We start from the raw sequence: 13,611 nt of genomic DNA on the forward strand, positions 1-13,611 counted from the left end.
ATCCACTCTTTAAGAATACATAAAAAATATATATACAAGCGTATTCTAATCACTGCATCATTGGTGAAAGTAGAATTCTATAAATTTTGGAGGAAGAGATATGCAAAAAAAGGTTCTCCTGTTTACAGATTTAGGGATTGATGATGCGTTTGCTATACTGTACACCTTTTTTCGTAAAGACATTCAACTTGTAGGAATTGTGGCCGATTATGGAAATGTATCAAGAGAAGATGTAATAAGAAATATTAACTATTTAAAGTACATTGCGGGAAGAGAAGAAATACCTGTATTCCTTGGTGCTTCTGTACCGTTGACAGGTATAGTGATTCAGTATTTCCCTGAGGTACATGGAAAAGTTGGATTAGGACCTATTATTCCACCTGAAATTTCATATCCAGTTTATCCTTTAAATGATATTTATCAAATTATAGAATCAAATTTAGAAGATCTTACAATTATCAATTTAGGAAGACTTTCTTCGCTAGCTACGACTTTTGTATTAAATTTAGAAACAATGCGAAATGTAAGAGAATGCATTTGCATGGGGGGAGCTTTTTTCTATCCAGGTAACGTAACTGCTGTGGCTGAAGCTAATTTTTACGCAGACCCTTATGCAGCAAACTTAATTCTGCAGCATGCAAAGAACTTGACGATTATTCCTTTAAATGTGACTCAACACGCGATTGTTACACCCGAAATGGTCCAGCAAATTGATGCATTTCATCGGAGTACACAGGATCTTGCAGGACTCATCATCAAACCTATGTTAGATTATTATTATAATTTCTACTCCAAGTCTAATCCTGGTATAAGTGGAAGTCCTATGCATGATTTTGTAACAGTTTGGTATTTGCTAAATCAAGACGCTGTTAGTCTTTCAAGAGTACCTATTAAAGTAATCCCTGATCAAGGAGAAGGATTTGGTCAAAGCATTGCAGATTTTCGTTTTGTTACTAATCCAGGCTATAAAACGCATAATGTAGCTTTTCAGTTTGATTATGAAAAATTTAAGAAAGATATTATGGAAACGTTCCTAAAGAAGAGAGTGTAATAGACTTTATTAACTTCAGATAATACGGATTATGAGAATCAAATGTCACTTTACTTCACTTAACTGTAAATATCAAATTAACAAAACAAGTTCCCCTAAAATAAAAAAGACGTTGACTTCTCTATGTAATTAACTGTCGTTTCATGTCCAGCGATGATGAATAGCCAAATTGTCGAAAGAAGCTCGTTCTTATTCAACTTGTTTTCTTGCTCTCTTGTTTGAATGAGATCGTTTATCAAATCAGAATCAGGATTTAGACGCTTTTCGTTAAGTAATGTCTCAATGTAATGAATAAACTTTTAAGTGTTGTTTTAACTTCAGTTCCCTGAATAGGTTCCACAGAGGTGTCCATGAGTTTTTTGTCTATTTGCGGAACTGGTTTCGATCAGTGGCGGGAACCCCAAGCACCTCTGAAATGAAAATAATGGGTAGTGGTTAAGCAAAATCTGCAATAATTTCCATCTTTCCTTGTTCTTGTACAGCAACTAACAATTCGTCGGCAAGTTGCTGAATACGGGAACAAAGGTCCTCAATCATACGTGGTATAAAGGGTTTAGAGACCATCCGACGCAGGCGAGTATGATTAGGAGGATCTACCGTAAGCATATTCGGACTCTAGATTCTACAACATTTCAACTTACAGACAAGTTTTCTTGACATATACATTATTTTAGACAAGCCTTTTATAATGCATATAGGGTAAATTGTTAAATTTTGATTTTTTATATGTAAAATGATAATAAAGTTATTTAATTTCAAAAGTCCAAATAAGTATAACCCGATCTAAATTTAGATCGGGGTTAAAAATATAGTTGTTTAATCTTGATGTAAGAAACGTCACTAGATTGAAAAATATAACAAAAAAGTTATTGAAAAATGAATCTTTTCACTTGATATATATTTCTTCTGGAGCATTTATACATTTTCATAGTAACCAACCAGCTAATCAATATGATTCCTGCAAAAAGTAATAGTAAATTACTATACAAATGAGTGAAAGAATTAGCATTCATAGGTAGTAATTTTCGGTTTAGCAAATGTATCGATAATAATCCACCTACAATCGCAATCCCCATTCCTTTCGTTAGAAAGCCTGGGAAATTAAGCAAACTCATTCTAGTACCAGCAGCCTTTTGTTCCAAACTACTGAAACACTGATAGAGATAACTGTTTTGGTCATGAACTCACTGTTGTAATATGTCTAGTGTGTCTTCATGGTATGTTTCAAGAAAAGGCCGAATGGCATATTCAGCGTTATTCCTTTTCGTTATTTCATACATGGTGTTGAATGAGGTTTCAAAATCGTTCAGACCATATTTTTCAACGTATTTTGCGATAGGCATGTACATATATCCGTTTGTGAATGTGCCTACTTCTGTTGTATTTTCTGGTCCTAATGTTTTCAGTAATATATGTATTGCTACATTAAAATCTTTTTGTAAAGCATTGTGTAATTCATCTGCTATTACTTCAATACGTTGTTTTAATTCTAAATTTTCAACTTTATATGTTACAGAATCTACAAAGATTCTTTTAGAAAAATTAGGATCGTGTTTACAAATAGAATCAGCTATTTTCTCTGCTAATTCTTCATTAAATAAAAATTTTAACGGAACATATTTACCCATTTTTTCACCTCGGTGGTCAAATGAAAACAATTTTTATTTTTTAATCGATAATCCATAAACTAAAGTCTCACTCGGAGTCGTAATACTAAAACCTGTCGTCTTATAATCAAGTTTCACTGTATCACCAGTGTATTCTTTCGTGAATGAATCCATTTGTACGATAAGCTCTACATCTTCATATACAACATCATCTGCGTTATATGTATCCCAAATTAAATCGACATCAACGAAAATACTACAAGAGTTCGTCATTGTTCCTCTAATGCGAACGATCTTTTTATCTTCACGTTCTAATCTACGTATAGCTGCTTTTGCTTCATCAGTAATACGAATGTTCATTGTATCCCAACCTTTATTTATATTTCCTTTATTATTGCAAAAACAGGAGCAATAATAAAGGAAAGAGGTTTGCAACAAAAAACGAGCAAACAAATTTGTTTGCTCGTTTCACTTTATTTTAGTTCACATTTATCAAGTGGAATTACTTTTGTTTTTTTCGTAAATTTATAACCTAACCATAGTACTAAGAAGAGTGGTAAACCGATGTAAGAAACGAGTACACCGTTCCAATCAATTGCTTCACCCATAAATGCGCCGTAGTTTTGTCCTAAAATTACGATGATACAAAGTGTAAATGCGAAGATTGGACCGAATGGGAACCATTTTGCTCTATATGGTAAGTCTTTTAAATCTTTTCCTTGTGCGATATATGCTTTACGGAAACGGTAATGACTAATTGCAATTCCGACCCATGCGATAAAACCAGACATTCCAGATGCGTTTAATAACCAAATGTATACAACACCGTCACCGAATAAAGAAGCAATGAAAGCAATACTACCAACAATTGACGTTACGATTAATGCGTTAACAGGTACACCGCGGCTATCTAATTTACCAAGAAACTTTGGTGCTTTTCCTTGGCGAGCTAAATCCCAAAGCATACGAGTTGATGCATACATACCAGAGTTACCAGCAGATAGTACAGCAGTTAAAATAACAGCGTTCATAACAGAAGCAGCAAAGGCAACGCCCGCTTTTTCAAAAATAAGTGTAAACGGACTTACTGTTACATCACTTGCAGCAAGGCTTTCAGTTGTATAAGGAATTAATAAACCGATAACGAGAATCGCAAGGATATAGAATAAAAGAATACGCCAAAAGATTGAACGAATTGCTTTTGGGATATTACGTTCTGGATCAGATGTTTCACCAGCAGCTACTCCTAATAATTCAGTTCCTTGGAAGGAGAAACCAGCTGCCATAAATACACCGATAATTGCCATGATACCGCCGTTAAATGGTGCATCTGCAACTGTGAAGTTTTTAAATCCAACAGTTTCGCCGCCCATAATTCCGAAAATCATCATGAAACCAACAATTAAAAAGATAATAATAGTAACTACTTTAATAAGTGCGAACCAATATTCAGATTCACCAAACCCTTTAACAGATAAATAGTTTAAAAGGAAAATAATAGCTAAACATAATCCACTCCAAATAAGAGAAGGCGTATCTGGGAACCAAAATTTCATAATTAATGTTACAGCTGCAAGTTCAGCAGCAATCGTAATTGCCCAGTTATACCAATAGTTCCATCCAAGTGCAAAGCCAAGTGATGGATCAACAAATTTTGTTGCATACGTACTAAAAGATCCAGTAACAGGCATGTAAGCTGCAAGTTCAGCTAAGCTTGTCATTAAAAAATAAACCATAATTCCAATTGCGGCGTATGCAATTAATGCGCCACCAGGTCCAGCTGTATGGATGACACCACCGCTGGCAAGAAATAGTCCGGTACCAATTGTACCACCGAGAGAAATCATCGTAAGGTGACGAGATTTTAATCCGCGTTTTAATTCACCTTGTCCTTGTGTAGTTTGCGTTTTAGAGGTAGATTGATTTGTTGCGCTATTCATGTTCAACACTCCTTTTCTTGTAGGTTAGGAAGGAGCGGGGGAGAAAAATACAAAAAACCGCCAAAGGAATTTGGCGGAACGTTTCACAAATAACCACCCCATCATACCCTTCCGTTAAGATAGCACCCCACGTTTACACGGTAATTTGTAAACGTGACAGTTCTGTTCCTTTCGGAGACAGCCCCAGCTCATATTTCCAGAGAAGAAATATAAACTTCGGCAACCTTTCCTTTCAAACGGAGTTGGTGACATTCTCTGTGTCTCGTCCGTTTTACTCATAAAAGTCGCAACCTCTACCTCATCGGATTGATGAGGATTTGATATATTGCTAAGATTTTTAATATATGGCAATTGTAATGACTTTCTGAATATATTGCAAGATATTTTGTTAGGAAAAGTCAAAAAATATCGGTTATTGTATAGGAAACGCTTGCAAAACTCCACCCGAACCTACTATTATGTAGCAATAAGCAAAGAAAAAATTGTTATACAAATGTTTCGCAAAAAATATTGAAAAACCCTCTAAATTAAAAGAAAATTCAGAAAAATATAATTCGACATAACTATCAAAAGAGGATTATTCCTTAAATTCGTTTCAAAGAATAAGTATAAATTTAACGGATAGAATGAATATTCTTTTTATTTTTAGTAAAATTGAGGTATTGTTTAATTGAAAAGGGGAAATCAATATGAAATTAGAAACAGAAAGGCTCTATATAGTGCCGTGTACAGAAGAGAGGATTTAAATTGCTAACGAGCAAGGATACAATAGCGGTCCGCATATTGTAGGGCATGTAAAGAATGTAAAACAAGATGCAGCTATATTACCATGGGGTGCGTGGTATGTTCTTCGGAAAGAAGATGATAGCTTTTTAGGTGATATTGGGTTTAAAGGGAAACCAAACGAGAAGCAAACAGTAGAAATTGGCTATGGATTTATTGAGAAATATTGGAATCAGGGCTATGCAACAGAATCTGTAAGAGAACTAATCGATTGGGCTTTCAAAATAGGAGAGGTAGAAACAATAATTGCAGAGACACTCCTAGATAACTATAGTTCGATTCGTGTTTTAGAAAAGTTACATATGAAGAGAGTAAATGCTACAGAAACGATGATTAATTGGAAAATAGAAAAATAAAAAATACCGCTCGAAGTATATCGGGCGGTATTTTTATCGTTATGGTAGCATTTGTTTTTGATCATTCGGATATCCGGCTGTCGATGCGTTAGAACGCTTGGAATGATTGCGAACAGCAATGAAAATAGAAATAATAACGACAAGACCAACTGCCACGTAAGAAAGTGAAATAATAGTTGGATCCACTTTAAATGTAGTCAGCAGTGTACGTATATTCGTAAAGATAATAAGACCACCAACTAATACCCCAAGTAAATGTGCTGGAACGATACGAACTAACCATGCAGCAATTGGAGCTGCGACAATACCGCCAAGCATTAAGGCAAATACCCAAACCCAGCTTACTTGTTCCCAGCCAAGTGAGATGAAGAAACCAATTGTTGCAGCGAGTGAAACAGGAAATTCACTCGTATCTACAGATCCAATAACTTTTCTAGCTTCATTTCCTCTTGCTAGAAGAACGGGTGTCGTAATCGGCCCCCAGCCACCGCCACCAGTTGAATCAACGAATCCAGCGAATAAACCAAGCGGCACAAGTTGTTTTGCAGACATACGCTTATTTGAAGCAACAATTTGTTTTTGAAGGACGAATCGTAATAAAATATAAACCCCTAAAGTAAATAAAAAAACGGAAATGTACGGTTTAATTACATCGCCAGGTAAATTACTTAAAAAACATGCCCCAACAAATGCACCAATTGCTCCAGGTAATGTAAGTCTGGAAACTGTATATTTATCAACGTTTCCAAATTTGATATGAGATGCACCGGAAGCGGCGGTTGTAACGACTTCAGCTAAATGAACAGAAGCGGAAGCTACAGCCGGTGCGATACCAAACATTAATAATAGTGAGGTAGATGTTACCCCATACGCCATTCCAAGTGCCCCATCAATCAATTGAGCGAAAAATCCGATAATAGCAAAGACAATTAATTTCTGCATAAATAATCCCCCTGTAATAATAAATGAAAAAGGCACTTTTCCCGTATGAGAAAAGTGCCTTTGGTTTTTCCAATCAGCAATAATTAAATTTGTTTCATTATAATACATATTAATCGTATAAATCAACTGGGTTTTAAAGTTTTTTGAATTGAATGAAAGAAAAATAAAATATACAATAAAAGGATGGAGAGAAAGGGGAGAAGGACATGTTGCGATTTGATCATCTAGTACACGCCGTACATTGTACACCGGAAGAAGCGGCAAAACAAATGCAGGCGCACGGATTTTATACTGCAATAGGTGGAGAGCATATTACTTGGGGTACTTGGAATAGTTTATGTTATTTTGATTTATCATATATCGAATTTTTAGCAGTGCAGCATGAAGAAAAAGCGAAAGAAGCAGACAATCCATTAGTACAAGAAACAGTAGTGAAATTACAAGACGGAGAAGGAATGCTGCAAATCGCAATTCGAACAGATGCAATTGAAGACCTAGCAGTAAAGTTTAGTAAGCACGGTTTACATACGATAGGACCATTTGAAGGGAAACGTATGAGAAAAGATGGCCGCCTTTTAGAATGGAAAATGTTATTTGTAAAGCAAGAAGAGAACGGACCGAAATTACCTTTCTTTATACAATGGAATGAAACGGACGAAGAAAGAAGAAATGATTTACGTAACATTGGAACAATCACGGAACATAAAAATAAAGTACAACAAATTGAAACGATCCATTATGCAGTGAAAAACGTTCGAGAAACGGTGCGGAAATGGAAAGAAGTAATGGGGCTATCTACAAGCTCAGTTGTGAAAAGTGAAAAATGGAATGCCGAGTGTCAAAGTGTAGTATTTGGAGATATTCATGTGCAGTTTTGTGAGCCGATTGGAGAAGGGCTAGTGCTAGAACATCTGAATAAGAATGGCGAAAATCCTTTTGCAGTGGAGTTTAAAGGTGAAAATAAACGAGAGCATGAAGTGCTAGGTAGTTTGTACATATATTGATAGAGGTGAACGTTGTGAAGGAAACGCTTAGAGAGATAGAGAGAAAACTAGAATGGCCTCATATTGTAAAGTGTACAGCTATATCAAAAGGTTTTTCACATGAAGAGAAATATAAAATAGAGTTAGAAAACAGAGTAACATATTTTGTAAAAGTATGTGATGCTGTTCATTTTGAACGTAAACAAGAAGAATATATGTATATGAAAAAATTAGAGTCATTACATATTCTAACGCCTAAGTTAATTCATTTTATAAAACTTGAACAAATAAATAAATGTGTTCAAGTATTTGAATGGATCCAAGGTATAAATGGTGAAGAAGGTTTAGGGAAGCTAGCCGTGGAAGAACAGTACCATGCAGGAAGAAAAGCAGGAGAAGTACTAAAGAGGATTCACTCAATTGGAAGAGAAAGTGCAAGTAATAAATGGGAAACGGTTCGATGGAATAAATACGAAAGATACGTAGAAGCGTTAGCAAATTATGAAATAGACTTCCTTGATTTGAAGCCAGTATTAAGATTTGTAGGGGAGCATAAACAATTATTGAAAAATCGCCCTATTACCTTTTTACACGATGACTTCCATCCAGCAAATAGTATGATTCATAATAAGGAGTTTATCGTTATCGATTTTGGTGGATATGATTTTGGTGATCCAATACATGATTTTTATAACGTAGCGATTTTTACTACAAGAATAAGTAAACCATTTGCGGTTGGACAAGTTCACGGATATTGCGGAGGCGAACCGTCGCTTCATTTTTGGAAACTGTACTCATTATATGCAGCAATGACATTCCCAGCTGATATCGTATGGACAAACCGAAGCACGCCACATTTAGTAAATGATATGAAGGAAAGATTGAACGGAATTTTAGAAGATCATAATCATTTTTCATCCTATATTCCAAAATGGTATCAATCACTACATGAGGATATAATAAACTATAAGTAATGGAGGGATTCATTTGGATAAAATAGCGGTAATTTCAGATATACATGGTAATATTCCAGCATTAGAATCTGTACTGCAAGATATTAAATTAAGAGGAATCGAGCGCGTCGTGTGTCTTGGAGATTTAGTCGGAAAAGGTCCTCATTCTAGCGAAGTGATTGAAATCATTCGTAAAGAATGTGAAGGAGTTGTAATGGGGAACTGGGATGATTTCATTACAAAACCGACTGAATTTGAAACGTTAAAATGGCATCAAAAACAATTATCGGAAGAACAAAATGACTATTTAAGAAGCTTACCATTTTCAATCGAATTTTTTATGAGCGGCAAACTGATCCGTATGTTCCACGCTTCACCGAGAAGTTTATATGAAAGAATTCAACCACATGCCTCAAGAGAAGAGCGTATTAGTATGTTCGAAAATAGTGAGCTCACAGAGAATATAGAAGGGGAAAGAAAACCAGATGTCGTTTGTTACGGTGACGTTCACCAAGCGTTCGTTCAAAATTTCAGAGGGAAAACGTTATGTAATGCCGGTAGCGTAGGAAACCCACTTGAAATAACACAAGCTTCCTATTTAATATTTGAAGGAACTTACAATGAAAAAGAAGCAGCGAGCTTTTCTATTCAACTCGTACGAGTACCGTATGATATTGAACTAGCCATCAGACTAGCAGAAGAACTCGATATGCCAGAAATTGAAGAATACAAACAAGAATTACGGACTGCTTTATATCGAGGGTTTAAGGGAAAGTAAGCCAATCATAATATATCAACGATTTTTTTCGATATATCGACGATTCGAAAAAGAATATTGACTTTCCGACAAATAGCGACATAAGTTATAACTCATAATTATATTATGTAAACCGATTGTGTGGAGGCAATATCATGAACCGAAAACAACAAATCAAAAAAATTGCAGATCATATTTTAAAGCTAAACTTAACCCATCCAACAAGAGTTGGAGTAAGTGGTATTACAGCGTCGGGAAAAACAACATTTGCAAACGAACTAGCGGAAGGAATAAAAAAACGAGGATTACCAGTAACACGCGCCAGCATTGATGATTTTCATAATCCGAGAGCAATTCGATACGCGCAAGGAAAAGAATCTGCAAGAGGGTATTATGAAGATGCACACGATTATACAGCTTTCAAAGAAAGATTATTAAAGCCTTTAGGGCCTAACGGGAATTTACAATATGATACGATTTCTCATAACTTAATAACGGATATACCTGTCCATAATGGGCAGCTATTGGCTCAACCTAATATGGTACTAATAGTAGATGGGACGTTTCTATTGAAAAAAGACGTAGAGCATTTATTTGACTATAAAATTTTCGTAGATACAGATTTTGAGATTGCGAGAAAACGTGGTGCAAAGCGCGAGACTGAGGCTTTTGGAAGTTATGAAGAAGCTGAGAAAATGTTTTTAAACAGATATCATGCGGCCTGTAAGATGTATATAGATGAGCATAATCCGAAAGAGTGTGCGGATGTTGTATTTCAGAATAGTGATTTAGGAAATCCAGAAGTTATATTTCATGAATGAGCGTATTACATAATCAGAAATATATGTATAGCCTTTTGTTTATTGTTATAATTAAATTAATTTTATGAAGCAAATAAAAGGGGATAAGACAATAAAAAACGCAAAAAGGGGACAAGAAATATAATGAATGAAGTACTAGAACTAAAAGAAGAACTACTACAAATTAAAAATAATAATTATGCTGTACCAGAAGACGTAGATGCTTATCCATATGCACAGTGGATGTTAGATTATATCGGGTCAACTGATGCTGAATTACGCGATGATTTAATTTATAGTACGCTTTACAAATGGATTACAAATGATGTGTTTAGACAAAAAGAATTACGAGGATTAATGCTGCAAGCAATTAGCCCTGATTATTTATTTTATAAAATTGGTGAAAAGGGAACAGATTCTGTCTTTAAACGTGCGTTCTCTGTATTAATTCCGCCGCTTATTTTATCTGTTCATGAAAGAGAACCACTGTTATCTGAAGAACAGCTGTATAGTGTGGCAGAACAAGTACTAGAATATGTATATTTAGAAGAAGATGTAAGAGGATACGTAGAAGGAAAAGGCTGGGCACACTCTACGGCGCATGCGGCTGATGCACTCGATGCTTTAGCACGTACAATCCAAAATCGTGAGTTTTCATATGCGATTCTTGCAGCTGTTCGTCAGAAGGTTCGATTAAGTGATTACGTGTATGTGCACTTTGAAGATGAGAGGTTAGTAAAGCCGATTATGTCTTTACGTAACCAAAATCTTTTAACTGAAGAAGAGTGGAGCAATTGGCTACATAGTATAGCAACGGTTGAAGATATCCGACATCCGCAGCATGCTATTTTAGTACAAAATATTAGAACTTTCTTAAGAAGTTTTTATTTCAGAGTTTTAGAGACAGAAGGTAGTACAGCCTTTACAGAGGATATATTGGAGACTTTGAAAGGGTTGCGTAGGTATTAAAAATACGTTTTTCTAAGAGAAAAGTACATAAAACCACTACCTCCCAACCATACTAAAAAATGTGTTGGAGGTGAATGTTATGGACAATAAAGACTTTGAAAAAGTTTATAATGATTACTTACATCAAGGAGAAGAACAAGCTCAATTTGAAGTAGACCATGAAGTTAATTCAGGAGCAGAACAAATTGTTGCTGTTCGTAAAAATGATGATGGTGATTTAATTGCGTTTAAAACAAGTAGCGGGAGAGAGTTAGATTATATGACTGCCCTTGAAGAAGCAAAATCAGGGAAGTTAGCTCATGTAGACGTATTTCATAAGTATGGCAGAGATATTATACGTAGTGAACCTGATGGAATAAAGGAAAATAACTTAGATAATTTACCTTCATTTTAAACGGGTAAACCTCAAGAAGAGAATGTTCATTTGGATATTCTCTTCTTTGTGTTGCGAAGTTTTCCTTGCGAAAAGAAGGTTCATCTTTAATGAGCGATCATACTTTTAAAGAGCGCTCTAAATTTCTCTTTATCTTCTGCTGTAAATGGTTTCGGTCCCTTTGTACGCTTACCGCTTTTTCGAACCATTGCACTTAAATACCGTGTTTGTAACAATTGTTCAATGTTGTCATTCGTATACTTATAGCCTTTATGGTGTAGTACGATACAGCCTTTTGCTAAAGCGAGTGAAGCAAGACCGTAATCTTGCGTTACGATTAAATCTTCTTTTTTTGCTAACTGCATAATCCGGTAATCCGCAGCATCTGCTCCAGAATCAACATAAATTGTTTCGACACCTTTTGGCTGCTCTGCATTAGAATAATGTGAAAAGCTAGTAACGAGGGTAACAGGAATTTCCACATTCGTAGCCTCAAAAATAATTACATCTTTTACAGGACAAGCATCTGCATCAACGTAAATCTTCATTTTATCACTCCTATAAATAGGTTCGAGTTGATAATAATGGTAGATTTAGGTTTTGTCAAACGAGAAAGCTTTATTTAAAGTTATTTTCACATACCAAAATAGCCTCGCGTAAACGAGAAATACCTTCCTCAATTTGATCAATATCCACTTTTCCATAAGATAAACGTATATAACCATCTTTCGCACCGAAAATACTACCTGGCATAAAAGCAATTTCTTGTTTTAAACTTTGCATAATGATTTGTTTTTCGTTTATAGGTTCTTTTAATTTCCCCCAAATGTATATACCACCAGTAGGGTTTGAAAAAGAGATTTTATCATGAAGTTGCTCGTTTAGGGCACGAACGATAACGTCTCTTTTTTCTGCTAGTTGTTTTCGTAACGGTACGATATGAGACTGAAATGGTACAGTTTCAAAAAATTGTTGCATAAGCCACTGCGGGAAAATACTCATTCCTAATTCCATTTGGTGCCGTGCATCTGATAATCGCTCTACGACAGACTGCGGGGCGACAAGCCAACCGACTCGTAATCCTGGCGCAATCATTTTTGATAAAGAATGTACATAAATGACAGTTCCATTTTCATCTATTGATTTCAAAGTAGGACAAGGTTGTTTCTTTTCTAGCGTCAGCAAACTAGATGGATCATCTTCAACGATTGCAATTCGTAAATCTGCGCAAAGTGATAATAGTTTTTTTCTACGGTTTGGATGAAGCATCGTCCCCGTAGGGTTTTGGAAATTTGGATTTAAAAAAATCATTTTAATGCGGTGCTTTCTGTATAGCTCTTGTACATCGTCTGGATTAATGCCGTGTTCATCGACAGGTAATGGGAAAATACGAATACCTGCTGATTGGAATAACGGCAGGGAATAACAGTGTGAAGGACTTTCGAAAGCAACAGCATCACCTGGATTTAATAAACATTGCACGATAAGGTGCAGTGCTTGTTGAGCGCCGGATGTAATCATAATGGATTGTTCAGTCGCCTCAACTTTTAAATATTCCTTCATATATTTTACGACCGCTTGTCTTAGCGGGAGATAGCCTTGCGGATGATCGTAACTTAATGAATGCGTTAACGGTTGTTCACGTAAAATCGTTTGTAGTTGATCGTGAGGATAAAGATTACAACCGAGTTCTCCATTAGCGAAATCTATAATATTTTCATTTTGTTGTACTTCTGCCCGAATATGGCGAAGTAGTGGTAAGTTTGGTAAAAAAGTACCACCTTCTACGAAATTTCTCCAGTTCGGCGTTAATGTTGGAGAAACGCCCCACATATGTGTACTTACACGTGTCCCTTTACCAGTCGTACTTTCTACAATTCCCATAGCACGTAGTTCATTATAAGCAGTCGTTACTGTACTTCGGTTTACGTTTAACTGCGTAGCTAATTTCCGTTCGGAAGGGAGGAAGCTACCTGGAGGAAGTTCTCCGTATGTAATACGCTTCTCAATAAAGTCAACAACTTGCTGATAAATAGGAATTTTACTGTCGTTATCTAGCTTCCATTCCATACAAACACCTCCGCATCTCTTATATAC

General features: G+C 35.7%; 13 protein-coding genes, 3 pseudogenes and 1 riboswitch. Of the genes and pseudogenes, 8 read left to right on the forward strand and 8 right to left on the reverse strand.

The genetic code is table 11. The annotated features are described in order from the left end of the window. Positions 1 to 100: 100 nt before the first annotated feature. Positions 101 to 1,051, forward strand: a complete 951-nt coding sequence (locus tag N2V92_RS19615) for a nucleoside hydrolase (protein WP_001170286.1) — start codon at positions 101 to 103, stop codon at positions 1,049 to 1,051. A 122-nt stretch (positions 1,052 to 1,173) separates the two neighbouring features. Here N2V92_RS19615 and N2V92_RS19620 read toward each other — a convergent pair. The 5 genes and pseudogenes from N2V92_RS19620 to N2V92_RS19640 form a co-directional block, all read right to left on the reverse strand. After that, positions 1,174 to 1,663, reverse strand: a pseudogene (locus N2V92_RS19620) (cytochrome P450); the annotation flags it as partial. 254 nt (positions 1,664 to 1,917) lie between these two features. Beyond that, positions 1,918 to 2,228 (reverse strand): annotated as a pseudogene (locus N2V92_RS19625) (tetracycline resistance MFS efflux pump); the annotation flags it as partial. A 10-nt stretch (positions 2,229 to 2,238) separates the two neighbouring features. After that, positions 2,239 to 2,679: pseudogene (locus N2V92_RS19630) on the reverse strand (hypothetical protein); the annotation flags it as partial. Between the two features lie 33 nt (positions 2,680 to 2,712). Beyond that, positions 2,713 to 3,018 (reverse strand): iron-sulfur cluster biosynthesis family protein, encoded by a 306-nt coding sequence (locus N2V92_RS19635; protein WP_001026197.1) that lies wholly within the window; start codon positions 3,016 to 3,018, stop codon positions 2,713 to 2,715. A 113-nt stretch (positions 3,019 to 3,131) separates the two neighbouring features. Further along, on the reverse strand, positions 3,132 to 4,598 hold the full coding sequence (locus tag N2V92_RS19640; protein ID WP_001083394.1) for an amino acid permease: 1,467 nt from the start codon (positions 4,596 to 4,598) through the stop codon (positions 3,132 to 3,134). A gap of 112 nt (positions 4,599 to 4,710) precedes the next feature. Beyond that, positions 4,711 to 4,902: riboswitch (Lysine riboswitch) on the reverse strand. A gap of 442 nt (positions 4,903 to 5,344) precedes the next feature. Between N2V92_RS19640 and N2V92_RS19645 the strand changes: the two genes are divergently transcribed. Then, complete coding sequence (locus N2V92_RS19645; protein ID WP_223697852.1) at positions 5,345 to 5,737, forward strand: GNAT family N-acetyltransferase; 393 nt, start codon at positions 5,345 to 5,347, stop codon at positions 5,735 to 5,737. A 39-nt stretch (positions 5,738 to 5,776) separates the two neighbouring features. Here the strand turns inward: N2V92_RS19645 and N2V92_RS19650 are convergent, their stop codons facing one another. Continuing rightward, on the reverse strand, positions 5,777 to 6,787 hold the full coding sequence (locus tag N2V92_RS19650; protein WP_002082558.1) for a sulfite exporter TauE/SafE family protein: 1,011 nt from the start codon (positions 6,785 to 6,787) through the stop codon (positions 5,777 to 5,779). Between the two features lie 98 nt (positions 6,788 to 6,885). Between N2V92_RS19650 and N2V92_RS19655 the strand changes: the two genes are divergently transcribed. The 6 genes from N2V92_RS19655 (at position 6,886) to N2V92_RS19680 (ending at position 11,535) form a co-directional block, all read left to right on the forward strand. Then, positions 6,886 to 7,683: a VOC family protein gene (locus tag N2V92_RS19655; RefSeq protein WP_000943329.1), complete on the forward strand. Its 798-nt coding sequence runs from the start codon at positions 6,886 to 6,888 to the stop codon at positions 7,681 to 7,683. Between the two features lie 14 nt (positions 7,684 to 7,697). Then, a complete protein-coding gene (locus N2V92_RS19660) occupies positions 7,698 to 8,636 on the forward strand; it encodes an aminoglycoside phosphotransferase family protein (protein WP_042598208.1) in 939 nt (312 codons plus the stop codon). A gap of 13 nt (positions 8,637 to 8,649) precedes the next feature. Continuing rightward, positions 8,650 to 9,393 (forward strand): metallophosphoesterase family protein, encoded by a 744-nt coding sequence (locus tag N2V92_RS19665; RefSeq protein ID WP_000357646.1) that lies wholly within the window; start codon positions 8,650 to 8,652, stop codon positions 9,391 to 9,393. Between the two features lie 134 nt (positions 9,394 to 9,527). Then, positions 9,528 to 10,193 carry a uridine kinase gene (locus N2V92_RS19670; RefSeq protein ID WP_042598207.1) on the forward strand — a complete coding sequence of 222 codons (666 nt, stop codon included), beginning with the start codon at positions 9,528 to 9,530 and terminating at the stop codon, positions 10,191 to 10,193. 123 nt (positions 10,194 to 10,316) lie between these two features. After that, entirely contained in the window at positions 10,317 to 11,141 is an 825-nt protein-coding gene (locus N2V92_RS19675; protein ID WP_001006699.1) for a DUF2785 domain-containing protein, read from the forward strand. 79 nt (positions 11,142 to 11,220) lie between these two features. After that, the gene (locus N2V92_RS19680; RefSeq protein WP_000368862.1) at positions 11,221 to 11,535 is read left to right on the forward strand and encodes a DUF3892 domain-containing protein; all 315 of its coding nucleotides are present in this window, start codon (positions 11,221 to 11,223) and stop codon (positions 11,533 to 11,535) included. Positions 11,536 to 11,621: 86 nt separating this feature from the next. Here the strand turns inward: N2V92_RS19680 and N2V92_RS19685 are convergent, their stop codons facing one another. Next, a complete protein-coding gene (locus tag N2V92_RS19685; protein WP_000708771.1) occupies positions 11,622 to 12,062 on the reverse strand; it encodes a YaiI/YqxD family protein in 441 nt (146 codons plus the stop codon). A 70-nt stretch (positions 12,063 to 12,132) separates the two neighbouring features. Further along, complete coding sequence (gene pdxR / locus N2V92_RS19690) at positions 12,133 to 13,584, reverse strand: MocR-like pyridoxine biosynthesis transcription factor PdxR (RefSeq protein WP_042598205.1); 1,452 nt, start codon at positions 13,582 to 13,584, stop codon at positions 12,133 to 12,135. Positions 13,585 to 13,611 lie beyond the last annotated feature (27 nt).

Source organism: Bacillus sp. CH_48, assembly GCF_038008465.1.
Classification (GTDB): Bacteria; Bacillota; Bacilli; order Bacillales; family Bacillaceae_G; genus Bacillus_A; species Bacillus_A thuringiensis_S.

Bases quoted from the DNA above. Each gene is read 5' to 3' on its own strand.
- N2V92_RS19615 (WP_001170286.1), top strand. From the start codon at position 101: ATGCAAAAAAAGGTTCTCCTGTTTACAGATTTAGGGATTGATGATGCG.
- N2V92_RS19635 (WP_001026197.1), bottom strand. From the start codon at position 3,018: ATGAACATTCGTATTACTGATGAAGCAAAAGCAGCTATACGTAGATTA.
- N2V92_RS19640 (WP_001083394.1), bottom strand. From the start codon at position 4,598: ATGAATAGCGCAACAAATCAATCTACCTCTAAAACGCAAACTACACAA.
- N2V92_RS19650 (WP_002082558.1), bottom strand. From the start codon at position 6,787: ATGTATTATAATGAAACAAATTTAATTATTGCTGATTGGAAAAACCAA.
- N2V92_RS19655 (WP_000943329.1), top strand. From the start codon at position 6,886: ATGTTGCGATTTGATCATCTAGTACACGCCGTACATTGTACACCGGAA.
- N2V92_RS19670 (WP_042598207.1), top strand. From the start codon at position 9,528: ATGAACCGAAAACAACAAATCAAAAAAATTGCAGATCATATTTTAAAG.
- N2V92_RS19675 (WP_001006699.1), top strand. From the start codon at position 10,317: ATGAATGAAGTACTAGAACTAAAAGAAGAACTACTACAAATTAAAAAT.
- N2V92_RS19680 (WP_000368862.1), top strand. From the start codon at position 11,221: ATGGACAATAAAGACTTTGAAAAAGTTTATAATGATTACTTACATCAA.
- N2V92_RS19685 (WP_000708771.1), bottom strand. From the start codon at position 12,062: ATGAAGATTTACGTTGATGCAGATGCTTGTCCTGTAAAAGATGTAATT.
- pdxR (WP_042598205.1), bottom strand. From the start codon at position 13,584: ATGGAATGGAAGCTAGATAACGACAGTAAAATTCCTATTTATCAGCAA.